Origin of the sequence: Arenibacter echinorum, from assembly GCF_003259375.1 — a bacterium.
Classification (GTDB): Bacteria; Bacteroidota; Bacteroidia; order Flavobacteriales; family Flavobacteriaceae; genus Arenibacter; species Arenibacter echinorum.
Map to the genome: position 1 here is coordinate 164518 of NZ_QLLN01000005.1, position 24864 is coordinate 189381.

Genomic DNA, 24864 nt, shown 5'->3' on the forward strand with positions numbered 1-24864 from the left:
TGAAAAAAAGTGTTTTGCATAAATTTTTTCAAATATTGATGGCTACTATAGGGGATTACTTACCGCCATATCCTCAAATTTAACGGTATACATCTCACCATAAATTTTTTCATAAAGCTTGGCAAAATTGTCGTAGGCCGTATGCGCCAAACTTAATTTTCCCTGCCTTATAAGAATTTGCAATTTGATCTGTAGCGCATGTTCATTTAAATCATCGTAGATATTCATGACGGATGCCAAGTCGTACATTAAAACGCTATGCTTATCCATGTCCAGTATTTTTGAAATATCATAACAGAATTCTATAATCCTATTGCTCATATTTTCAACAATGGGATCCAACCATGAATCGCTCATATTCACAAAAAACCGATCTGCCTTTAAAATAGAGAACAGTTGGGGCAATTGTTCTTCCAAATAAGCGACCGTTACACCACTTCTGCCCAAATCATTCAAATAATTTAAAACCTCCTGATAATCACAAAAACAATTATTTCCGATTTCCAGAAACCAACTTTTGTCCAGAAAAATCAAATTCATTTCCTTGGCTTCGGACAAAATAGCCCTAAGGTTCTGTATATTGGTCCCTCTCGTATTCTTTGCATTCTTTGGGCTCATCCCAGGCCAAAGTGCCTCGGTAAGTTTTTTGGTGCTAATCCCATCCTTATCACCAATGCTGTGCAACAAGACAATAACAAATAGCTGTTTTAACTTGGGGGACAATTTTTTGGCAATATCAAAACCTTCAGAATTTATGATTCGCAGAGACCCAAAACAAAGTATTTTTTCAGCTGCATTGATTAAACTCTTTTGGTCCCTGCTGGGATACTTCTTTACCGGTCTTTCTGGTGCCGGCGACAACTTTGCCCTGATTGTTCCTTTCTTCCAAAACTTAAACGCCAAGAAAATAAGCAAAAATGCAGCAATGGCTATTCCTATTTTTATATAAAGGGATGATACGTCCGCATCGTTCACTTCTATTTTTTGGTATTCCTTGGCAATTTCATTAGCATTAAGTTCACGTTTCCATATTTTAATATTTGTCAAGTATCCGATAAAAAATTCTTGCCACAAATTACTTCCTATTACAATATTATAGTCGGAGGTATCATAGTTCTCAATGAGTTTAATCTTATCCGTCTGTACCCCATTCACAAAAAATAACAGTTCGTTGTTCACCTTGGAATGTACTAAAGCCACATGGGTCCATTCATTTAATGGCACTGGGGACGTCTGTGATATGTAGTCCTTAATATCGGCCATGGTAAAGGTCAGTAATCCTTCGTGCAACTTTAGGACAAAATTATCCCCTTTTCCCAGTATACTGTTGTTACTGGTTAGGACGGTAGGCCTAACCCATGACGAGATGGTAAAACTTCCCTCCAAGGCCGTTCTACTATCCAATCCGGCATCTACATAAGCCCCCTTATCAAAATGGCCCACCTTTCCATGCACCTCATCTTGTTGAATCTTTACGCTATTAACGATAAGCTCCTTATCGTTTTTTCTAATAGCATTTTTAATGGTAGGGCCAAAAGTAAAATGATCTGTTAGACCGTATTCAAAATCTAAGGGAAAGCCAATAAACTCTTTAAGATTACCTCTATTTTCCGGGGTTGTATAGATAATATCGGGAGAGAAATAATAACCGGCCTTGTGCGGAATAAATACCGGTAAGCTTTCCATTGGATCTATTGGAAGACTAAAATGTCCGTTTACAATAAGGTTCCGATGGTTTTTGAAGCTTACCCCGTTCAACAATCCAGATTTGGACCTTACTGTTCCAAATACCCTGCTCTCCATATTTAGGTCGAAGACAAGGCTATCTGCTTTAGGGAACAACTCGGGATCAATTTGAATGAAATTGGGCATTTTCCCAGAACGCCTCCAAATATCTACAAAAACACTATCATTAAGAAATTCCTTATCCAACACACGAACTACGCCGAATTCCCTGACAGTATCAAATTCGAGGGCATCCTCACCATTGGGCAAGGCATCCAATGTAATAGCCTCTATCTTTTGCATAGATATCTGTGGAACCCAGGATTGGGACAAAAGATCTTTGCTAAAAATGTTTTCGGTCACCAGGATGAGCGAATCATTTTTTACCATTAATTGCTCCAAAATAGTATCGTAATTTTCCTGATAGTCTAAAATATAGAGGGCTATTGAAGTTCTACCATTAAGAAGAACAGGTAAATTACTACTTGTTATTTGATCAATATCTATTAAAACATGGGACTGTAGACGTATATCCCATTTATCCTCTTCAGAAAGAAGTCGAAATTCCTGTGCGGTTCCTACTTTCAACAATAGAAGCAAAAACAACAAACAAAATTTAGAAAATGGAATTCTTCTTAGCAATATATACTTAATAATCCCGCATAGGGCATTTCTATTAACTACGCAATTTACTAAGAATAAATAAAATTTCGCAGGCGGATATTACCTGAAGTATATCTGTACCAAACAATTGAATTTAACGCCTGGAAATGCTATCCCTGAGAAAGGCTAAGATTTGCCTACATCCTATCTGGCACCTGTATCCCCAAAAGTTCAAAGGCCGACTTTATAACCTCGCTAACCTTTTTTGCCAATTGCACCCTGAATATTTTTTTGTTCTGATCCTGCTCCCCTAATATGGAAACATTTTGATAAAAGGAATTGAATTCCTTAACCAAATCATACGTGTAATTGGCAATTAATGCCGGACTATAGTTTTCGGCCGCCAATTGGATAGTTTCTGGAAACAACTGCAATTGTTTTAGCAACTCTTTCTCCTTCTCATGTAAATCCGTCAACTTTTGAGAACTGTTCAGGTTCTGCTCCAATTCTTCCGCCTTTCTCAAAATAGATTGGATCCTGGCATAAGTATACTGAATAAAAGGCCCGGTATTTCCTTGAAAATCTACGGACTCCTCCGGATTGAACAGGATTCTCTTTTTTGGATCCACCTTAAGGATGTAATACTTTAGGGCTCCCAGTCCTATAATCTTATACAGCTCTTGTTTCTCTTCTTGAGAGTAATCTTCCAGCTTGCCCAATTCCTCGGAAATATCAGCAGCAGTTTGGGTCATATCATCCATTAATTCATCGGCATCCACTACGGTACCTTCCCTACTCTTCATTTTCCCACTGGGCAGGTCCACCATTCCATAACTTAAGTGATACAGTCTTTCTGCCCAGGCAAAGCCCAACTTTTGCAATATGAGGAACAATACCTTAAAGTGATAATCCTGTTCATTGCCAACTGTATAGACCATGCCTTTAACATCAGGATTATCTTTTACCCTTTGTATGGCCGTGCCAATATCTTGGGTCATATACACTGCAGTACCATCTGAACGGAGAACAATTTTCTCATCCAGACCATCGTCCGTTAGGTCTATCCACACACTACCATCTTCCTTTTTATAAAAGACCCCCCTTTGCAATCCGTCCTCTACAAAATCCTTTCCCAACAAATAGGTATTGCTTTCGTAATAGAGTTGATCAAAGTCGACCCCCATGTTTTTGTAGGTTATCTCAAAACCATCATAAACCCATTGGTTCATGGTCTTCCAAAGACCTACCACCTCTTCATCGCCGGCCTCCCATTTTCTAAGCATTTCCTGAGCTTCCAATAGGATTGGCGCCTCTTTTTCTGCTACTTTTTCATCTATCCCATTAGAAACCAAAGTAGCAATTTCGGCCTTATATGCCTTATCAAAAGCTACGTAATAATTCCCCACTAATTTATCACCCTTAAGCCCTGTACTCTCTGGTGTTTCCCCATTACCAAAACGTTGCCAAGCAAGCATGCTTTTACAAATGTGTATCCCCCTGTCGTTAATAATCTGGGTCTTATAGACCTTCTTCCCGGAAGCCTTTAGTATTTCTGCTACTGAATAGCCCAACAAATTGTTTCGGACATGGCCCAAATGCAGAGGTTTATTGGTATTAGGTGACGAATATTCCACCATTATGGCATCCTTAGAACTTTGGGAAACAAAACCAAAATCTTGCAGATTCCTTATTCCTTCAAAAAAATCGAGGTAATATTCATTGCTAATGGTAATATTCAAAAATCCTTTGACCACATTGAAATCGGTCACATCATCTACTTCCTCTTTTAGGAACTGCCCTATTTGCCCACCTATTTGTACCGGATTTCCCTTTACATATCGCAACATAGGAAAGATAACCGCAGTAATATCGCCCGCAAAATCTTTTCGTGTAGGTTGAAATTCTACCGTTGGCAATTCAACTTTAAAAATAGAGGTAACGGCTTCTTTTACCTTTTGCGCGAGGACTTCTTGAATGTTCATTAATTTCGGTGTTTACGGCTGCAAAATTAAGCATTTTTTATTCTTTCCCCTTATTGTTAGGGATAAGTAGACCACAAAGAAGGAAGATTTTTTTAACTTTATAATCCAATGTGGTACGAAGTGCCCTAGTATGATGATTTAATCTGGATATCCATAAAAATTATGTTGCTGAACGTTTCCTATAACAATAAAGAAATTACAAGAAAAATAGATGAAGAAGTTGGCAAGCCTTTTACCTTAAAGGAACGCTTTGCCTTGGACGGAATTGGATCTCCAAAATTATTCATTGTTGACAGTAGTGTAGAAATTAAAAATTTATTGATCTTGGACAATAATACCAACACTTGTAATATTGAATTACGGCCAAAAGGCATCATAATTCGTTTTAGATCCCTACTGGAAACCTTTGGACTTATTATTCCATACTACAAGTTTACCCTATACAAGACCGATCTAGGCCTATATACTATATACAGGGACCAGTATTTTATCAAAATAAAATCGGACACCAAGGCCATTCAGAAATTTTTCACAAAATTATTGGGGTATAGGGCAGACAATGCCCCTACCAATATAGAGGACCTATAATAGGTTACGGTATAATTACCCACCGGCACCCATAAAACTATGAAGCTTTTCGTTACCTTGTTTTAAAATCGGTATTATCAAAATATTTAATTCTTATCGTAAAAATCCATTGCTTTCCGTTTCTATCGGAATCCTTTTGATATCCACATTGATTGTTTTTTTCGCTACAGAGGAAACCTATGACGCTATTGAAATGGCCTCCATTTGGGTAAGGAACTATTTTGGATATTTCTATTTGTATCTTGGACTGGGATGTGTTCTTTTTTTGTTGGCCATTGCATTATCCCCTTTAGGAAAAATAAAGCTGGGCACAAAAAATGAAAAACCCGAATTTACAATTTGGGCATGGACAGCCATGCTCTATAGTGCAGGAATGGGAGCAGGAATTTTACTCCGAGCAGTACAGGAACCCGTTTTTATGCAGCAAAATCCTCCCTACTTTTCAGATTTACCTTCAGATATCCTTGCCTTGGAATTTACCTTTTATCAATGGGGGTTTACGGCTTGGGCTTTTTATGGACTTTTTGCCATGACCATAGGTTATTATCTTTTTATTAGAAAGAAAAAAGTATTGATCAGCTCAACTATTGAAAATATATTGCACAATAAAGCAGCTAGAACAGGTATTGATGTGCTTACTATTATGACCACGGTTTTTGGCTTGGTTGCGGCAATTGGCCTAGGGACAACCCAAATTAACGGCGGCCTTATCCACATTACTTCCTCCAATTTTGGCCTGGCCACTACTTTATTTCTAACTACCCTTATTTCGGCATTGGCATTTTATTCTGCATGGAAAGGAGTTGACAAAGGTATTCAGGTACTTTCAAAAATCAATATCCTTATTACCCTGGCCGTATTATTTTTTACTTTTTTCCAAAGTGATATTCTTAAGGTAGTCGGTAATTTTCTATATGCCACCCTTCATTATATAGTGGACTTCATACCCATGAGCCTGGCCTATGGCAGTTACGACCCGGGAATAACTTTTCTTACCGATTGGACTTTCTACTATTGGGCCTTTTGGTTGGCATGGGCTCCCTTTACCGGGATTTTTATTGCAAGGATTTCCAAAGGGCGTAGCCTAAGGCAGTTACTATTGGGAGTACTTATCATCCCCAGTTTGGGCACCTTTTTTTGGTTTTCAGTATTTGGCACCTCGGCCTTCCAACTTATTGAGGGATGGGGAAGCTATAACAACGAATTTAACGGAGTGTTTTCCTCCATCTTTGTGTTTTTTGGAAACTACCCCTTCGCCACTTTCCTAAATATAACTACCATACTATTGCTTATAGGGTTTTTGGTAACCTCCGTGGACTCGGCTGTTTTTGTACTGAGCATGTTCTCTGACAGAGGCAAAAAAGACCCCAGCAAAAAGCATCGCTTAATTTGGTCCCTGTTTATCTTTCTGGCCACAATTGCCCTAATTCTATTGGGCAATGCCAAACCAGAGGTAGATATATTGGTTGCCGCCCAAAAGTTATTGATTATTACATCGCTGCCCTTTGCCTTTTTCATGGTATTTATGGCCATAGTATTTCTCAAGGAGCTATTGAGGTACAATAAGAGTTATCCTGAGATCGACAAAAAATAAAAAACTATTAGTTTTTAGGCAGAAATACCTCGGCCATCATGCAACGTGCACTTCCACCACCACAGGTTTCAATGGTATCCAAAGAACTATGGATAATGGCACAATGCTTCTCTATAGTTTGAATCTGTTGTGGTTTTAAACTATTGTATGCCGCTGTACTCATTACCAAATATCGTTTTTCACCCATTCCCAAGACTTGTAGCATATTCCCGGCAAAATGGTGCATTTGCTTTTCAGAAATAGCTATAATCTCCTTACCATCCTGTTTTAAGTGGTTCACTACATTCTTTTTTTCCTTTTTATCGTCGATCGAATCCAAACAGATTACTACAAAAGTTTCTGCCAAGCACATCATTACATTGGTATGATAAATAGGTTTTCGGGTGCCTGCCACGGATTGATTGGCCGTGAATACAATAGGAGTATATTCAAAATCTTCACAAAATTCTATAAACAAATCCTCATCCGCCCTATCCGAAAGGGCACAATAGGCTTTCTCATTTACCCTATCCAACACAACACTACCTGTGCCTTCCAAAAAAAAGCCCTCTTCCTCTGCCGAGGTATAATCCATTACATTTTCTATAACAAACCCCCTCTGCTCCAACAGGGCAAGAATGTCTTCTCTTCGTTCATTTCGTCTATTCTCGGCGAACATAGGATAAAGCCCCACTGTTCCATCGGCATGGAAGGAAACCCAATTATTGGGGAAAATGGAATCTGGGGTATCCAAATCCTTCTTGTCATCAACAACGATAACATTTATACCCTTTTCCCTTAATACCAGTACAAAAGCATCAAACTCCTCCTGTGCCTTCACATTAATTACCTGGTTTTTTAGATCAAGGTCCTCCTGAAAATAGTTATTTACTGCGGTTTGCTCGTTCATTCGAAAATTCACTGGGCGCACCATCAAAATTGTATTGGTAATTTGCATCTTATTAGTCACTTTTCAAATTGTGTATTACAAAGCGTTCCCGCTTTAAATTTGAGCAAAATTAGTTCATTTATTTCTTGGTACAGACAAATGGAAAAATTAGAAATACATTAGTCCCTTACCAAGGGCAAGGTACTACACCTTAAAAGACCTTCTTGTTTAGCTATCTCGGCATAGGCTATTTCCTCTACCGTAAAACCGTGTTCCCGCAACCAGTTGTTCAATCTGGTAAAATTACGCTCGGAGACCACTACATTGGGGGATATGGAAAAAACATTGCTCACCATATTATACATCTCTTCCTTGCTGATCTCAAAAACATTGTCGCTCCCAAAATAATCCAAAAACCATTGATACTCCTCTTCCCTTAAGAATCCATTCTTATGCAAAATGGCTTTATTTGTCCCAACTGGCTGAAAACAACAATCCAAATGCAAGGCATTTTCCTTGGCATTGGTATTCGACTTTCTAAGCTCAAAAGCCTTAACCTTTTTATTTGGGAATTGATCAGCAATAAAATCTACTGCCTCCTGATTGGTACGGGCCGTAATATAATCGGCGTAGTCCGCCCCCGTATAAGTTCCCATAAAAATATACTCTCCCCAAGGCATAACATCTCCCCCTTCTATATGAACCTCTTTTGGAGGGTAAATTATCTGATCTTCATCTATTTTACTAAGGACATATTTAATAGCCTGAAATTCCTTTTCTCTATCCGGAAGAATATTCGCTTTCACGAGTTTATCCCCTATGACAAAAGCAATATCCCTAGAAAATATTTGATTACAATCCTTTAAGACCCTTGGTCTGAAGACTTGAACATCGTATTTGGCAAATACTTTGGCAAACCCGTCCATTTCCCTTACCATATCCGCCTCGATTGGATAGGTACCGGCCAATATATGTTCCAATGATTTGGGATCATAGGCCTCTTCAGGTTTTGGAATAGGTCCACAGCTTTTGGCTGTTCCCAGAACCACCGATCTTAACCTTGAAGTTTCATCCTGTACATTCAACTTTAGCATGGCTGCTTTTTGGGTAAAGATAGAAATACTTATTTTGATAAATAAAAACTGCCCTTTGTATATTAAATACAAAGGGCAGTCAAAAATTATTCATTTTATATCTATCTCTTGTCCAAAGGAACAAAAGATCTACTAGTTTCCCCTATATATACCTGTCTTGGTCTACCGATAGGCTCATTTTTCAATCTCATTTCCCTCCATTGGGCAATCCAGCCCGGTAGGCGTCCCAAAGCAAACATAACGGTGAACATTTCGGTAGGTATACCCAATGCCCTATATATTATTCCTGAGTAAAAATCTACGTTGGGATATAATTTTCTGTCTACAAAATATTTATCCTCCAAGGCCTCCTTAGCCAAGCCCTTTGCTATATCCAAAATTGGATCATCTATACCCAGATCTCCCAAAACTTCCTCTGCCGCCTGCTTAATAATCTTTGCCCTGGGATCAAAATTCTTGTACACCCTGTGCCCAAAGCCCATTAAGCGAAAAGGATCACTCTTGTCTTTGGCCTTGGCCATGTATTTTTTGGTATCCCCACCATCGGCCTCAATAGCCTCCAGCATTTCCAAAACGGCCTGATTGGCTCCTCCATGTAGAGGTCCCCAAAGCGCACAGATACCTGCAGAAATAGATGCAAATAAACCAGCATGCGAAGAACCTACAATACGAACGGTAGAAGTAGAACAGTTTTGTTCATGATCTGCATGCAAGATCAATAATTTATCCAAGGCCTCTATAACGATCTTATTCTTTTTGTATTCCTGGTTGGGCTTTTTGAACATCATTTTATGAATATTCTCAACATAACCTAAAGAGTCGTCACCATAATCCAAGGGCAATCCCTTTTTCTTTCTTAAGGTCCATGCCACTAAAACAGGAAATTTAGCCAAGATCCTAACAATGGCCCAATACATTTCCTTTTCTGAGGACACGTTTACAGAAGTTGGATTAAAGGCTATAAGTGCACTGGTTAAACTTGACAGTACACCCATTGGATGTGCTGATTTTGGAAAACCATCCAAAATCTTCTTCATCTCCTCATCTACATGGGACTCAGCTTTTATATCCTGATGGAATTTATCCAATTGCCCTTTATTTGGCAAGGCTCCAAAAATCAACAAATAGGCAACTTCCAAGAATTCGGCCTTTTCTGCCAATTCCTCAATAGAATATCCTCGATACCTTAAAACTCCTTTTTCACCATCCAAAAAAGTAATGGCACTCTCGCAGGAGCCGGTATTCTTAAACCCAGGGTCTATCGTTATCATTCCTGAATCGGCCCTCATAGTTTTAATATCTATAGCCAATTCATTTTCGGTACCTTCTATAACTGGAAATTCAAATTTCTTTCCGTTGTATTCTATTGTTGCCTTATTCGCCATTTCTTAAATTCCTGTTTTATTCGATTGTTCGTAAAAATACTAAAAACACCTAAGGTTAACAATTGAAGATTTTGTTATTTATAGAATAATTATGAAATATTTTGAAAACCTGAAATAAATATATTTCTACTGGTTAATGGAATATAGATATTTGTAGTAATCATCTACCGATTTTTCCCAAGTGAACCTCATCTTTTTGGCATTATCCTGAATTTCCTTCCACTTTGGCTTGTCATTTACAAAAACATCCAAAGCTTGGTCAAGTACCAGGATCATATTTTTAATTTTATCGTCATAGGTCTTGCCATCAAAACTGAATCCAGTTTTCATATGCTCCACAGTATCTCTTAAGCCTCCCGTATTGTGCACCAGACATGGGTTGCCGTTTCGCATGGCCAACATTTGGCTAATGCCACAGGGTTCAAATAAACTGGGCATAAAATACAGGTCGGTCTCCAAATATATGGAATCGATCAAATCCTCAGATTGACCGTTGGTGAAAATAAAGTTTTTATGCTCATAGCTCAATTGACGAAAAAGTTCCTCGTACTCAGGTGCACCCGTGCCCAAGAGCATAAAAATTCCATCGACTTTCTTAAGTCGGTTCAATATTTCTACAAATGCTTCCGGTGATCGTTTAAAGAAATAGAACTTTTGCTCCGTTAAACGGGCCACACTGGAAACTATGAATTTAGGTCTATCGGTAACATATTCCATCACCTTTTCCCCGGTATGCGCCAGAAAATCGGCCTTATATTTCTTGGATTCCTCTTGTAACCATCTGAATAAGGCCTTTACGGTATTACGATACAATAGGCCTTTTTCTGCAACTCTAATATTCTTATAATTGGAGCCATTAAGTATCCCAAACAATCGCCCTTGATTATTGGCTTCCTGCAGGTCCAATTCCAAACTCTCCCCGCCTATGAATTCAGGTGGAGTACTGGGCCTTAAAACATCTTCCTTATAGGAAGGGGAAACTGTATGAACGGCATCTGCTAACCTTATACCAACGGCCATAAGGTTAATACAATCCTGATACCTCTTGTCCATTAACCTCTGCGTATCTATAGGCACAGTGGGAAACCAATTCCCAATTGATGAGTAATTATTGTAAAACGGACGTATCCCTTGAATGGCCAGATTATGGATGGTATATACAAAGCGCATTTTCTTTAAAGACTGGTACTCTGGATGGTACGTCTTTAAAAACAACAATAGGCTGGAATGCCAATCGTGCATATGTACAATATCCAAATCGCCGAAAGCCCCAACTTTAATAGCCTCAGCTACACCGGTACAAAAAATGGTAAACTTAATGTTATCCGTATAAAAAGCTTCTTCAGGATCGTCGTGGTATATATGTCCTATTTCCCCAGCTGTAATCTCCGGATGATGTATTACATAATGATGTAAATTTGCAAACTCCTTTTTGGGAGCCACTTCATACAGCTCGGCAACATAGACCGTTCCCCTTAGGTTAAGATTAAGATTGGTAATGAAGGTTCCATTTTGATGTAATCTTGAATAGGAGGGCACTACTACGTGCGCCATGTCCCCCCTCTCGGAAATCTGCCGAGGAACATCCCTAACCACATCACCCATCCCGCCGGCCTTACACTTTGGAATACCGTCATTCTCAGCAGCAACAAATAGAAAGTTATTCATTTAATCTAGAATTTTATTATATATATTGGTATATTGATAAAAGTAGGATAATATAATTATTTATTTCTGATAAGTAAACAAACCTCCATGATATTTAAAAAAAAAAGCCATTCTACATAGAATGGCTTTTTTTAGGACTGTAATTTTGTATTATTTTATTTTGAAGGCTTGTACTCCGGGGTAATATGCAGTGCTCCCCAATTCTTCTTCTATCCTTAACAATTGGTTATATTTCGCCATCCTATCAGATCTGGAAGCCGAGCCGGTTTTAATTTGACCCGTATTTAGGGCAACTGCCAAATCGGCAATGGTGTTATCCTCAGTTTCTCCAGAACGGTGCGACATAACAGATGTATATCCCGCATTTTTGGCCATATTAACAGCTGCTATTGTTTCCGTTAGAGTTCCTATCTGGTTAACTTTGATCAAGATGGAATTGGCAATACCCTCTTTTATTCCTCTGGACAAACGTTCAACATTGGTCACAAATAAATCGTCACCTACCAATTGAACTTTATCCCCAATTTTATCTGTCAAAGCTTTCCAGCCTTTCCAATCGTTTTCATCCATTCCATCCTCAATGGAAATAATAGGATATTTGGCACTTAAATCTGCCAAATATTGAGCCTGTTCCTCAGAAGTTCTAACTACTCCTTTATCTCCTTCAAATTTGGTATAATCGTATTTTCCATTCACATAAAACTCTGCAGCAGCACAATCCAGGGCAATCATTACATCGTCCCCTAATTTGTAACCTGCCTTTTCAACAGCTTTTGCAATGGTATCCAATGCATCCTCTGTACCGCCTGCAAGATTTGGAGCAAATCCACCTTCATCCCCAACAGCTGTACTTAGCCCCCTATCGTGCAATACTTTCTTCAGGTTATGGAATATTTCCGTTCCCATTTGCATGGCATGCGAAAAATTATTAGCCTTTACCGGCATCACCATAAATTCTTGAAAGGCAATGGGAGCATCGGAATGCGAACCTCCATTAATAATATTCATCATTGGTACTGGCAAGGTATTGGCACTAACACCGCCCACATACCTGAACAGGGACAATCCCAATTCATTGGCAGCAGCCTTGGCAACTGCCAGGGAAACACCTAAAATGGCATTGGCACCCAATTTCGATTTATTGGGCGTACCATCCAAATCTATCATAGTTTGATCAACCAAATTTTGTTCAAAAACGGACATACCCAGAATCTCCTCGGCAATAACTGTATTTACGTTGTTAACGGCCTTTCCTACTCCTTTACCCATGAAGGTTTTTCCTCCATCACGAAGCTCAACTGCCTCATGCTCACCTGTAGAAGCTCCTGAAGGAACTGCTGCCCTCCCCATTACTCCATTTTCGGTAATTACGTCTACCTCTACTGTTGGATTACCTCTTGAATCCAAAATTTGTCGTGCATGAACACTTAGGATGATACTCATATGTCTATCTTTTATTTTTTAGTTAATTTATTATGCAAATATAGCAAAGGAAGCGCTTTCAACCCCACTATTATTGGCTTTAATGACCCTTTGATAACAATAAAATAAAACTATAACGTTTTAGTTTACCGTGGATTGGATCATTTCGAAAAATTGGTCGAACAGATACTCTGCATCATGTGGTCCCGGACTTGCTTCTGGATGGTATTGAACAGAAAACACATTCTTATCCTTCATTCTAATTCCGGCCACCGTATTGTCATTAAGATGAAGATGGGTTATCTCCAAATCGGGATTAGCTTCGGTCTCTTCCCTATTAATGGCAAAACCGTGATTTTGGGAAGTGATCTCACCTTTTCCCGTAATTAAATTCATTACAGGGTGATTTATACCCCTATGCCCATTGTGCATTTTATAGGTAGAAACCCCGTTGGCCAAAGCCAACACCTGATGCCCTAGACATATACCGAACAATGGTTTGTCCGATTTTATCATTTCCTTGGCAGATGCTATTGCCTCATGCAATGGGTCCGGATCCCCTGGGCCATTGGAAATAAAATATCCATCAGGATTCCAAGAGCTCATTTCCTCAAAAGTCGCATTGTACGGAAATACCTTTATGTAGGCACCCCTTTTGGCCAAGTTTCGAAGAATATTTTTCTTGATTCCTATATCCAGGGCAGATACTTTATATTTTGCATCCTTATCCCCATAGTAATAGGCTTCTTTTGTAGAAACTTTGGAAGAAAGCTCCAAGCCTTCCATGCTTGGCACTTCTGCCAATTTCTTTTTTAATTCCTCAATATTATCCACATCTGTAGATATTACAGCATTCATGGCCCCATTATCCCGGATGTACCCCACCAAGGCCCTAGTATCCACGTCGGAAATGGCCAACAGATTATTTTTATCCAAAAATTCCTGTAAACTTAAGTCGGCATTGGGCCTGGAATAATGGTAACTAAAATTTTTACAAACCAAGCCTGATATCTTCACAGAATCAGATTCAACTTCTTCATCATTTGCCCCATAATTCCCAATATGGGCATTTGTGGTTACCATGATTTGTCCAAAATAGGACGGATCTGTAAATATCTCCTGATAACCGGTCATTCCGGTGTTAAAACAAGCCTCTCCAAAGGCAGTTCCTTCTTTGTCCCCTACAGCCTTACCGTGAAAAATAGTCCCATCGGCAAGCAGCAATATTGCTTTTTTTCTTGTTTGATACTTCATTTTTTGGCGTTACAATTTTTCGTTTTGCAAAATAACATAAAAAAAGGATAAGCTTTTAGGCTTATCCTTTTACAATTATTAATATTTAATAACAATTTTACTCTTGAGCATCATCTGCTTTTTTTTCTGCCTTTGGCTCTTCTACTTTCGGTTCTTCGGCCTTTGCACTTTCTGCTTTTGGTGTTTCTTCAACAACCGCGGTAGCATCATCTGCTTTTTTGGTTCTACCCCTTCTTGTAGTCTTTTGCTTCTTAGGCTTGCCAGCATTGTAAATTTCATTGAAATCTACTAGCTCTATCATTGCCATGTCAGCATTATCCCCAAGACGATTACCTAATTTGATAATTCTGGTATATCCTCCTGGTCTGTCAGCTACCTTTTCAGCAACACTGCTGAAAAGCTCGGTAACCGCATACTTGTCTCGAAGGCTTTTAAAAACAATACGTCTGTTATGAGTACCCTTCTCAACTGTTTGATTATTCTCAGTTTTTGATTTGGTAATCAAAGGCTCTACAAACTGCTTTAAAGCTTTTGCTTTTGCAACAGTTGTATTAATTCTCTTGTGCTCTATTAATGAACAGGCCATGTTTGCCAACATAGATTTTCTATGGGCCGCCTTTCTTCCTAAATGATTAACTTTCTTACCGTGTCTCATTGTTCTTTTCTATAGTCTTTCCTGGTTTTGGTATTCCCAATTCCCATGAAAGTTCAATTAATCTTTATCCAATTTATATTTTGACAAATCCATTCCAAAGCTCAAACCTTTGTTGATGACCAATTCTTCCAATTCGGTCAAGGATTTTTTACCAAAGTTTCTAAACTTCATCAAATCGTTCTTGTTAAAAGAAACCAGATCTCCAAGTGTATCAACTTCCGCAGCTTTCAAACAGTTCAATGCTCTTACAGAAAGATCCATATCGACCAATTTGGTCTTCAATAGCTGACGCATATGTAATGATTCCTCATCATAGGTCTCTGTCTGTGCAATCTCGTCCGCCTCTAAGGTAATACGCTCATCGGAGAACAACATAAAGTGGTGTATTAGAACCTTTGCACCTTCGGTCAATGCCTCTTTTGGATGAATTGAACCATCGGTTGCGATTTCAAAAACCAATTTTTCATAATCGGTCTTTTGCTCTACACGAAAGTTTTCTATACTGTACTTTACATTTTTAATAGGAGTAAAGATAGAATCTACGGCTATGGTACCTAGTGGTGCATTGGATTTTTTATTCTCCTCAGCAGGCACATATCCCCTACCTTTATCTATGGTAATCTCCATATTAATGCTAACCTTGGGATCCATGTTACAAATAACTAAATCTGGGTTCAATACTTGGTAACCAGAAATAAATTTTTGAAAATCACCTGCAGTCAATTGTTCCTTTCCGCTAACAGAGATAGATACTGTCTCACTATCAACATCGTCTATCTGTCTTTTGAATCGAACTTGTTTAAGATTTAGAATGATTTCGGTAACATCTTCCACAACACCGGAAATTACAGAGAACTCATGTTCCACCTTATCAATTCTAACAGAAGTGATAGCAAAACCTTCCAAGGACGAAAGCAAAACTCTTCTTAATGCGTTCCCAACAGTTAAGCCATAACCTGGTTCCAACGGACGAAATTCGAATTTGCCTTCGAAATCGGAGGAATCAATCATTATAACTTTATCGGGCTTCTGAAAATTTAATAATGCCATAATTGGATCAGTGTTGTTTTATTTAGAGTATAACTCGACTATTAATTGTTCTTTGATATTCTCTGGAATTTGCATTCTTTCTGGAACGGAAACAAAATTCCCTTCCATTTTTTCTGAATTCCAAGTGATCCACTCGTACACACTGCTATTTGCAGAAAGAGCGTCATCGATCGCTTTTAAAGACTTTGATTTTTCCCTTACGCCAACAACATCACCAGCTTTCAAGGAATAGGATGGAATGTTAACCAACTCTCCGTTTACCGTAATATGTCTATGTGAAACCAATTGTCTTGCTCCACTTCTAGAAGGGGAAATACCCATTCTGTAAACAACGTTGTCTAGACGCGATTCACACAATTGAAGTAATACCTCACCGGTTACTCCTTTACTTCTATTTGCTTTTGCAAATATGTTTCGGAATTGTTTTTCCAAAATACCGTATGTGTATTTCGCTTTTTGCTTTTCCATTAACTGGATAGCATATTCAGACTTTTTACCACGACGTCTGTTATTACCGTGTTGTCCTGGAGGATAATTTCTTTTCTCAAAAGATTTATCATCTCCGAAAATCGCTTCACCGAATTTACGGGCGATCTTTGTTTTTGGTCCTGTATATCTTGCCATTTTCTTTTAGTTTGGAAACGTGATCATGAATTAAGGCTTATCCTTCGATAATCGTAACTACATTTCCTTGAAACACCCCATTGGGGCAATTGATTACTATTAATTATACTCTTCTTCTTTTTGGTGGTCTACAACCATTGTGCGGCATTGGAGTTACATCGATAATCTCTGTAACCTCAATTCCTGAGTTATGTATAGAACGGATAGCAGATTCCCTACCATTTCCCGGTCCTTTTACATAAACCTTTACTTTTCTTAAACCAGCTTCATGAGCAACTTTAGCACAATCCTCAGAAGCTATTTGAGCTGCATAAGGAGTGTTCTTTTTAGAACCTCTGAAACCCATTTTACCCGCTGAAGACCAAGAAATTACATCACCCTTCTTGTTGGTTAAAGAAATAATAATATTATTAAAAGAAGCAGTAACATGGGCTTCGCCCACAGACTCTACTATAACTTTACGCTTCTTTGCCGCTTTTGCATTTGCCTTTGCCATAATATCCTAATTATTATTTAGTTGCCTTCTTCTTGTTAGCAACTGTTTTCCTCTTACCTTTTCTTGTCCTAGAGTTGTTTTTGGTACGCTGACCTCTTAAAGGCAGACCAGATCTATGGCGAATACCTCTATAACAACCTATATCCATTAAACGCTTAATGTTCAATTGGTTTTCAGAACGCAATTCCCCTTCAATAGTCAAAGAAGAAACTGCCTCACGAATACGACCAATCTCATCATCGTTCCATTCAGATACTTTGGTATCCTCACTTACTTGGGCCGTAGATAAAATCTCCTTTGCCCTACTTTTACCTATACCAAAGATATAGGTCAGGGCTATTACCCCTCTTTTCTGTTTTGGTATGTCTACACCTGCAATTCTTGCCATAATTACCCTTGTCTTTGTTTAAATCTAGGATTCTTTTTATTAATTACGTACAATCTGCCTTTTCTACGCACAATCTTGCACTCGGCACTTCTTTTCTTAATTGATGCTCTAACTTTCATCCTATTTACTTAATATCTATATGTAATTCTTGCTTTACTTAAATCGTAAGGGCTCATTTCGAGCTTAACCTTATCCCCTGGAAGTAACTTAATATAATGCATACGCATTTTTCCAGAGATATGCGCCGTTACCACGTGACCGTTTTCCAACTCCACGCGAAACATGGCATTTGACAATGCCTCAATTATGCTTCCATCTTGCTCTATTGCTGATTGTTTAGCCATAATCTATGCTACCTTTCTATTTTTTCCTGATTTCATCAAACCGTCATAATGTCTGTTCAACAAATAAGAATTTACTTGTTGCACTGTATCGATCGCTACACCTACCATGATCAACAATGATGTTCCTCCGTAAAATAATGCCCAACCAGCCTGTACATCCATAATCTTCACAATAACTGCCGGCAATACCGCCAATAAAGCAAGGAAAACAGATCCAGGTAATGTAATCAATGACATTATTTTATCCAAAAAATCCCCAGTTTCCTTTCCAGGTCTAATTCCAGGAATAAAACCACCACTTCTTTTCAGATCATCGGCCATTTTATTGGTAGGTACTGTAATCGCCGTATAAAAATAGGTGAAAACAATAATCAAGAACCCGAACAAAAGATTATAGGCCAATCCAAATATATCTTGGAATTGAACTTCCATCCACTGTCCTACCGCGGTATTGTTAAAGGTTTTGCCCAACAATCCAGGTGCAAACATAATGGCCTGTGCAAATATAATAGGCATTACTCCAGAAGCATTCAACTTTAAGGGAATATACTGTCTAGATCCCATGATATTCTTTTCATATCCACCGGAAGCAGTCCTTCTAGCATATTGAACCGGTATCTGGCGAGTAGCCATTACCAACAATACACATAGCAAAATCACAATAAACCAAATAATAACTTCAATAAGCATGAACATAAGTCCACCATTATTATTTGCTGTCCTCGATATAAATTCCTGTACAAAATTCTGAGGCATCGTAGCTATAATCCCGATCATGATCAGAAGGGATATACCATTTCCGATACCTTTATCGGTAATTTTTTCTCCCAACCACATTGCAAAAATAGTTCCTGCAACCAAAATTATTACCGATGGGATCACAAAATCAAGTCCCTTACCAAAAACGAAGGCACTGTCAGGAACTCCCAAAGCTCCCAAACTGTACAAATAAGCAGGAGCCTGAACAATACAAATACCGATAGTAAGCCATCTGGTAATTTGATTGATTGTTTTTCTTCCGCTTTCTCCTTCCTTTTGTAATTTTTGAAGATAAGGAATGGCTATACCCATTAACTGCACTACAATAGAAGCAGAAATATAGGGCATAATTCCCAACGCAAAAACCGAGGCATTGGACAATGCTCCTCCGGTAAAGGCATTCAATATACCCAAAATACCACTATCAGTACTGGAGGCCAAACCAGCTAACTGGGTAGAATCAATACCTGGAAGAACTACCTGCGCACCAAAACGATACACCAAAAGCAAACCAAGGGTAACGATTATCCTACCCTTTAGTTCTTCAATCTTCCAAATATTTGATAATGTCTCGAAAAATTTCTTCATAGTATTCTTTGCTTATAAACTTATAGCTTCACCACCTGCAGCCTCAATTGCGGCCTTTGCGGTAGCTGTAAATTTATGTACAGAAACTTTAAGGGAGGCTTTTAGCTCTCCATTACCAAGAATCTTAACCAAATCGTTTTTACCAACCAATCCGTTTTCTACAAGCATATCCAAAGTAACCGTATCCTTAACGGCTCCTTTATCTACCAATTCCTGCAATTTTTCTAGATTGATCCCAGCGTAATCCTTTCTATTGATATTCGTGAAACCAAATTTTGGCACACGTCTCTGCAATGGCATTTGTCCACCTTCGAAACCAATTTTCTTAGAATAACCAGATCTGGATTTAGCACCTTTATGCCCTCTGGTAGCAGTACCTCCCTTACCGGAACCCTGACCTCTACCTATGACTTTACCGGCTTTTTGGACAGCACCTTCCGCTGGTTTTAAATTACTTAAATTCATAACACTAAAATTATATTAAGCCTCCTCTGTGGAAACTAAGTGTTTAACTTTATTTATCATTCCAAGAATACTTGAGGTAGCATCATGTTCTACAACCTGTCCTATTCTTCGTAAACCAAGAGCCTCTAATGTTCTCTTTTGATTTTGAGCTCTTTTAATACTGCTCTTTACCTGTTTAACTTTAATCTTTCCCATTATATTCTTGGTTTTATCCTTTAAAAACTTTTTCTAAAGAAATACCTCTTTGGTTTGCAACTGTCTTTGCACCTCTAAGTTGTAAAAGCGCATCAAAAGTAGCTTTTACTACGTTGTGAGGGTTGGAAGAACCTTGTGATTTGGATAATACATCATGAACACCTACTGCTTCCAATACCGCTCTAACCGCACCTCCTGCAATTACTCCGGTACCGTGTGATGCTGGCTGGATATAAACTCTAGCTCCACCGAATTTACCTTTTTGTTCATGAGGCAAAGTACCTTTGTTCAAAGGAATTCTAATAAGATTCTTTTTAGCATCTTCTATAGCCTTGGCAATTGCCGTAGCAACTTCCTTAGACTTACCTAGACCATGACCTACAACACCATTTTCATCACCTACCACAACGATAGCAGAGAAACCGAACGCTCTACCACCTTTCGTAACTTTGGTAACACGTTGTACCCCAACCAATCTATCTTTTAATTCTAAACCTCCCGGCTTAACAGTCTCTACGTTTTTGTATTTCTGATACATAATATTCTTAGAATTTTAATCCTGCTTCCCTAGCGCCCTCGGCTAATGATTTAACTCTTCCATGGTATAAATTACCACCTCTATCAAAAGCAACAGCTTCTATTCCAGCTTCCTTTGCCTTTTCGGCAATAGCCTTCCCTACTAGGTTAGCCACTTCTGTTTTAGTCCCTTTAGCCTTAGCCAACGCCTTATCCCTTGAGGAAGCGGACACTAAAGTTGTTCCGGCCACATCATCAATAATTTGAGCGTATATCCCAGTATTGCTTCTAAAAACAGCAAGCCTTGGCCTTTCTGCAGTACCTGAGGATATTTTTCTAATCCTCCTTCTGATACGTAGTCTTCTTTCAGTCTTCGTTAATCCCATAATGCTAATTATTAAGCCGATTTACCAGCTTTTCTTCTTAATTGTTCACCAACGAACTTAATTCCTTTTCCTTTGTAAGGCTCTGGCTTACGGAAAGATCTAATCTTAGCAGCAATCTGCCCCACTAATTGCTTATCATGCGAACTTAGCTTTATAATTGGATTCTTTCCTTTTTCGGATACAGTCTCCACTTTTACCTCTGAAGCCACATCCAAAACGATGTTGTGTGAAAACCCTAAAGCTAGGTCCAATGTTTGTCCTTGGTTGCTGGCACGATATCCTACCCCTACCAATTCCAATTCCTTTACCCATCCTTTAGAAACTCCTTCGATCATATTAAAGAACAATGATCTATAAAGACCATGTTTCGCTTTATGCTCCTTGGAATCTGAAGGTCTTGTAACAAAAACTTGACCATCCTCAACCTTAACAGCAGCACCAGAAAATTCTTGGGAGAGTTCTCCCAACTTACCTTTTACGGTAATAACATCTTCCTTAACCTCTACGGTTACTCCTTCTGGAATTGCTATTGGATTATTACCTGTTCTAGACATTATTCTAAATCTTTATAGTATTAATAAACATAACATAATACTTCCCCACCTGCATTTTCAAGCTTTGCTTGCTTACTGGTCATTACACCATGGGAAGTAGAAATAATAGCAATACCAAGACCGTTTAATACTCTTGGCAACTCCTCTGAGTTAGCATATTTTCTAAGTCCTGGTGTACTAACTCTTTTAATTTTCTTTATAACCGGCTCTTTTGTGAATTTGTCATATTTCAAGGCTATTTTAATAGTCCCTTGAACCGCGTTATCTTCAAATTTGTAGCTTAAAATATATCCTTGATCGAATAATATTTTAGTAATTTCTTTCTTTAAATTAGAGGCAGGAATCTCAACCACCCTGTGGCCGGCGCTACTTGCATTTCTAATTCTCGTTAAATAATCCGCAATTGGATCTGTAAACATAATTATTGATTTACGGTAACGGTTTTTAACACAATTGTTAAACCTGAAACCAGTTTATACTCTTTTATTACCAGCTAGCTTTTCTTACTCCAGGTATAAGACCATTATTGGCCATTTCCCTAAAGGTAACCCTAGATATACCGAAAGTTCTCATGTAACCCTTTGGTCTACCAGTTAGCTTGCAACGGTTGTGCAAACGAACAGGAGAAGCATTTTTAGGTAATTTCTGTAACGCCTCATAATCACCAGCCTCTTTCAAGGCCTTTCTCTTCTCAGCATATTTAGCTACAGTCTTTTCTCTTTTGACCTCACGGGCCTTCATGGATTCTTTAGCCATACTAATTCTTTTTAAAAGGTAGTCCTAATTCGGTTAATAATGATTGAGCTTCTTTATCTGTCTCCGCAGAGGTTACAAATGTAATATCCATCCCATTGATTCTGTTAATTTTATCAATGTTTATTTCCGGAAATATGATTTGTTCCGTAATACCAAGATTATAATTCCCTCTTCCATCAAAACCAGTGGCCTTAATTCCTTGGAAATCCCTTACCCTAGGTAATGCAGTTGTCACCAATCTATCCAAGAATTCGTACATTCTCTCTCCACGTAAGGTTACTTTTGCCCCAATTGGCATTCCTTTACGTAATTTAAATGCAGCAACATCCTTTTTAGACATCGTTGAAATTGCTCTTTGGCCAGTGATATTGGTCAACTCATCTACCGCATGGTCTATAAGTTTCTTATCCGCTACAGCGGCACCAACACCTCTACTAACAACAATTTTTTCTAATTTAGGAACCTGCATTACATTTTTGTAACCAAACTCCTCCTTAAGAGCCTTAACAACTCTTTCTTTATATTCCTGTTTTAATCTTGGAACGTAAGCCATAACTAAATTACTTCTTTAGATTTCTTAGAAAATCTTACTTTCTTACCATCTCTTACCTCAAATCCAACTCTAGTGGTCTCTCCAGATTTTGGATCGATCAAAGACAGATTGGATATCTGTAAGGGAGCCTCTTTCTTAACAATCCCTCCTTGAGGATTGCTAGCACTTGGCTTTTCGTGTTTGGACACCATATTGGCTCCTTCAACGATCGCCTTGTTTTTTTCACGGTCTACAGTTACAACCTTACCCTCTACCCCTTTGTGGTCTCCGGCAATAATTCTAACAGTATCCCCTGTTTTGATTTTTAATTTTCCCATTTTGCTATTTTTATTAAAGCACCTCTGGAGCCAATGATACAATTTTCATGAACTGCTTATCACGAAGTTCCCTGGCCACCGGTCCAAAAACACGTGTACCTCTCATTTCCCCGGTTGGGTTCAAAAGTACACAGGCATTATCATCGAAACGAATATAAGAACCATCAGGTCTTCTAACTTCTTTCTTTGTTCTTACAACAACTGCTGTGGAAACCGCACCTTTTTTAATAGCTCCGTTTGGAGTAGCTTCCTTAACGGCAACTACAATTTTATCCCCAACAGAAGCATATCTTCTTTTTGTACCTCCCAACACACGAATGGTCAAAACTTCTTTTGCCCCCGTATTGTCCGCTACTTTTAGTCTAGATTCTTGCTGTAACATAATTATTTAGCTCTTTCAATGATTTCCACTAATCTCCAACATTTGGTCTTACTCAATGGACGAGTCTCCATTATCTTAACCGTATCGCCAATATTGCAATCGTTCTTTTCATCGTGCGCAACATATTTCTTAGTCTTCAACACGAACTTACCGTACATAGGGTGCTTAACACGTTTAACTTCTGAAACCACTACTGATTTCTCCATTTTGTTGCTAGTGACAACTCCTATTCTCTCTTTTCTTAAATTCCTTTTTTCCATAAAGCAGAACCAATTATTGTAATTCCCTTTTAGTTAATTCAGTTGCCAATCTAGCCACCGTTCTTCTCACTTTTCTTATAAGTAAAGGGTTTTCCAATGGTGTAACCGAATGAGCCAATTTTAAATCAGAATGCTGCTTTTTAAATTCAGCACTCTTTTCCTTTAACCCCTCAACTGATAATTCTTTTATTTCTGATTGTTTCATGATACCTTGCAATTATATTAAGCAGAATAGTCCCTAGCAATAATAAATTTCGTTTTTACTGGTAGTTTCTGTGCCGCAAGACGCAAAGCCTCTTTTGCAATATCAAGAGACACACCGGCAATCTCGAACATAACCCTTCCTGGTAATACCACAGCTACGAAATACTCTGGAGCACCTTTACCTTTACCCATACGTACCTCCAAAGGTTTCTTGGTGATAGGCTTGTCCGGGAATATTTTGATCCATAATTGGCCTTCTCTCTTCATGTACCTAGTTGCCGCAATACGAGCTGCTTCAATTTGGCGCGATGTTATAAAAGAGGTATCCATTGATTTAATACCGAACATACCGTTTGAAAGCTGATGACCCCTTCCAGAGATCCCTTTCATACGACCTTTCTGCATTTTTCGGAACTTAGTCCTTTTTGGCTGTAACATTTCTTTACTTCTTTAAAAAATTACTTTCTACGACGTTGTTTCTTCGGTCCTTCTTGCTTACCACCTTTACCTGGCGCCTGGCTCTTAGCCATACCAACCAATGGAGAAAGCTCTCTCTTTCCATAAACCTCACCTTTCATGATCCACACCTTTATCCCTAATCTTCCGTAGGTAGTATGAGCTTCATGCAAAGCATAATCTATATCAGCTCTAAAAGTAGACAAGGGAATCCTACCATCTTTATAAGATTCGGATCTTGCCATTTCAGCTCCGTTCAAACGTCCAGATATCTGAATTTTAATTCCCTCAGCGTTCATTCTCATGGCCGCTGCGATTGCCATTTTTATAGCTCTTCTAAAAGAAATTCTACTTTCAATCTGACGCGCTACACTGGCAGCAACAAGATTAGCGTCCAATTCAGGTCTTTTTATCTCAAAAATATTGATCTGAACTTCCTTGTCCGTAATCTTTTTAAGCTCCTCTTTTAATTTATCTACCTCTTGACCACCTTTACCAATGATAATACCTGGTCTAGCAGTAGTAATGGTAACCGTAATCAACTTTAGAGTACGCTCAATAATAATTCTAGACACACTTGCTTTCGCCAAACGTGCATGAACATATTTTCTGATCTTATCGTCTTCGGCAAGTTTATCACCATAATCGTTTCCACCGTACCAGTTAGATTCCCATCCTCTGATAATTCCTAGACGATTTCCGATTGGATTTGTTTTCTGTCCCATACTAAATG

Annotated in this window: 32 protein-coding genes; 2 read left to right on the plus strand and 30 right to left on the minus strand. The window is 38.5% G+C overall.

Features of this window, described 5'->3' with window-relative positions:
• Positions 1–45: 45 nt before the first annotated feature.
• A complete protein-coding gene (locus LV92_RS13955) occupies positions 46–2331 on the minus strand; it encodes a LamG domain-containing protein (protein ID WP_146613550.1) in 2286 nt (761 codons plus the stop codon).
• Positions 2332–2525: 194 nt separating this feature from the next.
• Positions 2526–4310, minus strand: a complete 1785-nt coding sequence (argS, locus tag LV92_RS13960; RefSeq protein ID WP_111624271.1) for an arginine--tRNA ligase — start codon at positions 4308–4310, stop codon at positions 2526–2528.
• 162 nt (positions 4311–4472) lie between these two features.
• On the opposite strand from argS, the gene LV92_RS13965 reads away from it, so the two are divergent.
• Entirely contained in the window at positions 4473–4898 is a 426-nt protein-coding gene (locus LV92_RS13965; protein WP_111624272.1) for a hypothetical protein, read from the plus strand.
• Positions 4899–5007: 109 nt separating this feature from the next.
• Positions 5008–6492, plus strand: coding sequence for a BCCT family transporter (locus tag LV92_RS13970; protein WP_262511302.1), 1485 nt, complete (start codon positions 5008–5010; stop codon positions 6490–6492).
• 7 nt (positions 6493–6499) lie between these two features.
• Here the strand turns inward: LV92_RS13970 and ctlX are convergent, their stop codons facing one another.
• The 28 genes from ctlX to rpsC form a co-directional block, all read right to left on the minus strand.
• On the minus strand, positions 6500–7429 hold the full coding sequence (gene ctlX / locus LV92_RS13975; protein WP_111624274.1) for a citrulline utilization hydrolase CtlX: 930 nt from the start codon (positions 7427–7429) through the stop codon (positions 6500–6502).
• A 110-nt stretch (positions 7430–7539) separates the two neighbouring features.
• Entirely contained in the window at positions 7540–8454 is a 915-nt protein-coding gene (locus LV92_RS13980) for a dimethylarginine dimethylaminohydrolase family protein (protein WP_111624514.1), read from the minus strand.
• Positions 8455–8555: 101 nt separating this feature from the next.
• Positions 8556–9839 (minus strand): citrate synthase, encoded by a 1284-nt coding sequence (locus LV92_RS13985; RefSeq protein ID WP_111624275.1) that lies wholly within the window; start codon positions 9837–9839, stop codon positions 8556–8558.
• 126 nt (positions 9840–9965) lie between these two features.
• Positions 9966–11507, minus strand: coding sequence for a glycogen synthase (locus LV92_RS13990; protein ID WP_111624276.1), 1542 nt, complete (start codon positions 11505–11507; stop codon positions 9966–9968).
• 150 nt (positions 11508–11657) lie between these two features.
• Positions 11658–12950: a phosphopyruvate hydratase gene (eno, locus tag LV92_RS13995; protein ID WP_031445089.1), complete on the minus strand. Its 1293-nt coding sequence runs from the start codon at positions 12948–12950 to the stop codon at positions 11658–11660.
• 120 nt (positions 12951–13070) lie between these two features.
• The gene (carA, locus tag LV92_RS14000) at positions 13071–14183 is read right to left on the minus strand and encodes a glutamine-hydrolyzing carbamoyl-phosphate synthase small subunit (RefSeq protein ID WP_111624277.1); all 1113 of its coding nucleotides are present in this window, start codon (positions 14181–14183) and stop codon (positions 13071–13073) included.
• Positions 14184–14280: 97 nt separating this feature from the next.
• Positions 14281–14838 (minus strand): 50S ribosomal protein L17, encoded by a 558-nt coding sequence (rplQ, locus tag LV92_RS14005; protein ID WP_111624278.1) that lies wholly within the window; start codon positions 14836–14838, stop codon positions 14281–14283.
• 57 nt (positions 14839–14895) lie between these two features.
• Positions 14896–15888 carry a DNA-directed RNA polymerase subunit alpha gene (locus tag LV92_RS14010; RefSeq protein ID WP_031445092.1) on the minus strand — a complete coding sequence of 331 codons (993 nt, stop codon included), beginning with the start codon at positions 15886–15888 and terminating at the stop codon, positions 14896–14898.
• Positions 15889–15906: 18 nt separating this feature from the next.
• Complete coding sequence (rpsD, locus tag LV92_RS14015) at positions 15907–16512, minus strand: 30S ribosomal protein S4 (protein ID WP_111624279.1); 606 nt, start codon at positions 16510–16512, stop codon at positions 15907–15909.
• Positions 16513–16615: 103 nt separating this feature from the next.
• Positions 16616–17008: a 30S ribosomal protein S11 gene (gene rpsK, locus LV92_RS14020; protein ID WP_031445094.1), complete on the minus strand. Its 393-nt coding sequence runs from the start codon at positions 17006–17008 to the stop codon at positions 16616–16618.
• Between the two features lie 13 nt (positions 17009–17021).
• Entirely contained in the window at positions 17022–17396 is a 375-nt protein-coding gene (gene rpsM / locus LV92_RS14025; RefSeq protein ID WP_111624280.1) for a 30S ribosomal protein S13, read from the minus strand.
• A gap of 2 nt (positions 17397–17398) precedes the next feature.
• On the minus strand, positions 17399–17515 hold the full coding sequence (ykgO, locus tag LV92_RS14030; RefSeq protein WP_013621733.1) for a type B 50S ribosomal protein L36: 117 nt from the start codon (positions 17513–17515) through the stop codon (positions 17399–17401).
• A 9-nt stretch (positions 17516–17524) separates the two neighbouring features.
• Positions 17525–17740 carry a translation initiation factor IF-1 gene (infA, locus tag LV92_RS14035; RefSeq protein ID WP_013549436.1) on the minus strand — a complete coding sequence of 72 codons (216 nt, stop codon included), beginning with the start codon at positions 17738–17740 and terminating at the stop codon, positions 17525–17527.
• 3 nt (positions 17741–17743) lie between these two features.
• A complete protein-coding gene (gene secY / locus LV92_RS14040; protein WP_031445096.1) occupies positions 17744–19087 on the minus strand; it encodes a preprotein translocase subunit SecY in 1344 nt (447 codons plus the stop codon).
• A 12-nt stretch (positions 19088–19099) separates the two neighbouring features.
• Complete coding sequence (gene rplO, locus LV92_RS14045) at positions 19100–19552, minus strand: 50S ribosomal protein L15 (protein ID WP_111624281.1); 453 nt, start codon at positions 19550–19552, stop codon at positions 19100–19102.
• A gap of 15 nt (positions 19553–19567) precedes the next feature.
• A complete protein-coding gene (rpmD, locus tag LV92_RS14050; protein ID WP_031445098.1) occupies positions 19568–19747 on the minus strand; it encodes a 50S ribosomal protein L30 in 180 nt (59 codons plus the stop codon).
• A 13-nt stretch (positions 19748–19760) separates the two neighbouring features.
• The gene (gene rpsE / locus LV92_RS14055) at positions 19761–20285 is read right to left on the minus strand and encodes a 30S ribosomal protein S5 (RefSeq protein ID WP_031445099.1); all 525 of its coding nucleotides are present in this window, start codon (positions 20283–20285) and stop codon (positions 19761–19763) included.
• A gap of 7 nt (positions 20286–20292) precedes the next feature.
• A complete protein-coding gene (gene rplR, locus LV92_RS14060) occupies positions 20293–20649 on the minus strand; it encodes a 50S ribosomal protein L18 (protein ID WP_111624282.1) in 357 nt (118 codons plus the stop codon).
• Between the two features lie 11 nt (positions 20650–20660).
• Positions 20661–21203, minus strand: coding sequence for a 50S ribosomal protein L6 (rplF, locus tag LV92_RS14065; protein ID WP_111624283.1), 543 nt, complete (start codon positions 21201–21203; stop codon positions 20661–20663).
• A gap of 20 nt (positions 21204–21223) precedes the next feature.
• Positions 21224–21622, minus strand: coding sequence for a 30S ribosomal protein S8 (rpsH, locus tag LV92_RS14070; RefSeq protein WP_103440704.1), 399 nt, complete (start codon positions 21620–21622; stop codon positions 21224–21226).
• Between the two features lie 67 nt (positions 21623–21689).
• Positions 21690–21959 (minus strand): 30S ribosomal protein S14, encoded by a 270-nt coding sequence (gene rpsN, locus LV92_RS14075; protein ID WP_111624284.1) that lies wholly within the window; start codon positions 21957–21959, stop codon positions 21690–21692.
• Position 21960: 1 nt separating this feature from the next.
• The gene (gene rplE / locus LV92_RS14080; protein ID WP_111624285.1) at positions 21961–22512 is read right to left on the minus strand and encodes a 50S ribosomal protein L5; all 552 of its coding nucleotides are present in this window, start codon (positions 22510–22512) and stop codon (positions 21961–21963) included.
• A 2-nt stretch (positions 22513–22514) separates the two neighbouring features.
• The gene (gene rplX / locus LV92_RS14085) at positions 22515–22829 is read right to left on the minus strand and encodes a 50S ribosomal protein L24 (RefSeq protein ID WP_111624286.1); all 315 of its coding nucleotides are present in this window, start codon (positions 22827–22829) and stop codon (positions 22515–22517) included.
• A 13-nt stretch (positions 22830–22842) separates the two neighbouring features.
• Positions 22843–23211: a 50S ribosomal protein L14 gene (gene rplN / locus LV92_RS14090; RefSeq protein WP_111624287.1), complete on the minus strand. Its 369-nt coding sequence runs from the start codon at positions 23209–23211 to the stop codon at positions 22843–22845.
• A 2-nt stretch (positions 23212–23213) separates the two neighbouring features.
• Positions 23214–23471, minus strand: a complete 258-nt coding sequence (gene rpsQ / locus LV92_RS14095; RefSeq protein ID WP_031445107.1) for a 30S ribosomal protein S17 — start codon at positions 23469–23471, stop codon at positions 23214–23216.
• A gap of 13 nt (positions 23472–23484) precedes the next feature.
• Entirely contained in the window at positions 23485–23676 is a 192-nt protein-coding gene (gene rpmC / locus LV92_RS14100) for a 50S ribosomal protein L29 (RefSeq protein ID WP_111624288.1), read from the minus strand.
• A 17-nt stretch (positions 23677–23693) separates the two neighbouring features.
• The gene (rplP, locus tag LV92_RS14105) at positions 23694–24113 is read right to left on the minus strand and encodes a 50S ribosomal protein L16 (protein WP_103440710.1); all 420 of its coding nucleotides are present in this window, start codon (positions 24111–24113) and stop codon (positions 23694–23696) included.
• A 20-nt stretch (positions 24114–24133) separates the two neighbouring features.
• Positions 24134–24856, minus strand: a complete 723-nt coding sequence (rpsC, locus tag LV92_RS14110; RefSeq protein WP_031445110.1) for a 30S ribosomal protein S3 — start codon at positions 24854–24856, stop codon at positions 24134–24136.
• Positions 24857–24864 lie beyond the last annotated feature (8 nt).

Excerpts from the sequence above, each read along its gene's own strand:
- argS (WP_111624271.1), bottom strand. The coding sequence starts at position 4,310 with ATGAACATTCAAGAAGTCCTCGCGCAAAAGGTAAAAGAAGCCGTTACC.
- LV92_RS13965 (WP_111624272.1), top strand. The coding sequence starts at position 4,473 with ATGTTGCTGAACGTTTCCTATAACAATAAAGAAATTACAAGAAAAATA.
- ctlX (WP_111624274.1), bottom strand. The coding sequence starts at position 7,429 with ATGCAAATTACCAATACAATTTTGATGGTGCGCCCAGTGAATTTTCGA.
- LV92_RS13980 (WP_111624514.1), bottom strand. The coding sequence starts at position 8,454 with ATGCTAAAGTTGAATGTACAGGATGAAACTTCAAGGTTAAGATCGGTG.
- LV92_RS13985 (WP_111624275.1), bottom strand. The coding sequence starts at position 9,839 with ATGGCGAATAAGGCAACAATAGAATACAACGGAAAGAAATTTGAATTT.
- LV92_RS13990 (WP_111624276.1), bottom strand. The coding sequence starts at position 11,507 with ATGAATAACTTTCTATTTGTTGCTGCTGAGAATGACGGTATTCCAAAG.
- eno (WP_031445089.1), bottom strand. The coding sequence starts at position 12,950 with ATGAGTATCATCCTAAGTGTTCATGCACGACAAATTTTGGATTCAAGA.
- carA (WP_111624277.1), bottom strand. The coding sequence starts at position 14,183 with ATGAAGTATCAAACAAGAAAAAAAGCAATATTGCTGCTTGCCGATGGG.
- rplQ (WP_111624278.1), bottom strand. The coding sequence starts at position 14,838 with ATGAGACACGGTAAGAAAGTTAATCATTTAGGAAGAAAGGCGGCCCAT.
- LV92_RS14010 (WP_031445092.1), bottom strand. The coding sequence starts at position 15,888 with ATGGCATTATTAAATTTTCAGAAGCCCGATAAAGTTATAATGATTGAT.
- rpsD (WP_111624279.1), bottom strand. The coding sequence starts at position 16,512 with ATGGCAAGATATACAGGACCAAAAACAAAGATCGCCCGTAAATTCGGT.
- rpsK (WP_031445094.1), bottom strand. The coding sequence starts at position 17,008 with ATGGCAAAGGCAAATGCAAAAGCGGCAAAGAAGCGTAAAGTTATAGTA.
- rpsM (WP_111624280.1), bottom strand. The coding sequence starts at position 17,396 with ATGGCAAGAATTGCAGGTGTAGACATACCAAAACAGAAAAGAGGGGTA.
- ykgO (WP_013621733.1), bottom strand. The coding sequence starts at position 17,515 with ATGAAAGTTAGAGCATCAATTAAGAAAAGAAGTGCCGAGTGCAAGATT.
- infA (WP_013549436.1), bottom strand. The coding sequence starts at position 17,740 with ATGGCTAAACAATCAGCAATAGAGCAAGATGGAAGCATAATTGAGGCA.
- secY (WP_031445096.1), bottom strand. The coding sequence starts at position 19,087 with ATGAAGAAATTTTTCGAGACATTATCAAATATTTGGAAGATTGAAGAA.
- rplO (WP_111624281.1), bottom strand. The coding sequence starts at position 19,552 with ATGAATTTAAGTAATTTAAAACCAGCGGAAGGTGCTGTCCAAAAAGCC.
- rpmD (WP_031445098.1), bottom strand. The coding sequence starts at position 19,747 with ATGGGAAAGATTAAAGTTAAACAGGTAAAGAGCAGTATTAAAAGAGCT.
- rpsE (WP_031445099.1), bottom strand. The coding sequence starts at position 20,285 with ATGTATCAGAAATACAAAAACGTAGAGACTGTTAAGCCGGGAGGTTTA.
- rplR (WP_111624282.1), bottom strand. The coding sequence starts at position 20,649 with ATGGGATTAACGAAGACTGAAAGAAGACTACGTATCAGAAGGAGGATT.
- rplF (WP_111624283.1), bottom strand. The coding sequence starts at position 21,203 with ATGTCTAGAACAGGTAATAATCCAATAGCAATTCCAGAAGGAGTAACC.
- rpsH (WP_103440704.1), bottom strand. The coding sequence starts at position 21,622 with ATGTTTACAGATCCAATTGCGGATTATTTAACGAGAATTAGAAATGCA.
- rpsN (WP_111624284.1), bottom strand. The coding sequence starts at position 21,959 with ATGGCTAAAGAATCCATGAAGGCCCGTGAGGTCAAAAGAGAAAAGACT.
- rplE (WP_111624285.1), bottom strand. The coding sequence starts at position 22,512 with ATGGCTTACGTTCCAAGATTAAAACAGGAATATAAAGAAAGAGTTGTT.
- rplX (WP_111624286.1), bottom strand. The coding sequence starts at position 22,829 with ATGGGAAAATTAAAAATCAAAACAGGGGATACTGTTAGAATTATTGCC.
- rplN (WP_111624287.1), bottom strand. The coding sequence starts at position 23,211 with ATGTTACAGCAAGAATCTAGACTAAAAGTAGCGGACAATACGGGGGCA.
- rpsQ (WP_031445107.1), bottom strand. The coding sequence starts at position 23,471 with ATGGAAAAAAGGAATTTAAGAAAAGAGAGAATAGGAGTTGTCACTAGC.
- rpmC (WP_111624288.1), bottom strand. The coding sequence starts at position 23,676 with ATGAAACAATCAGAAATAAAAGAATTATCAGTTGAGGGGTTAAAGGAA.
- rplP (WP_103440710.1), bottom strand. The coding sequence starts at position 24,113 with ATGTTACAGCCAAAAAGGACTAAGTTCCGAAAAATGCAGAAAGGTCGT.
- rpsC (WP_031445110.1), bottom strand. The coding sequence starts at position 24,856 with ATGGGACAGAAAACAAATCCAATCGGAAATCGTCTAGGAATTATCAGA.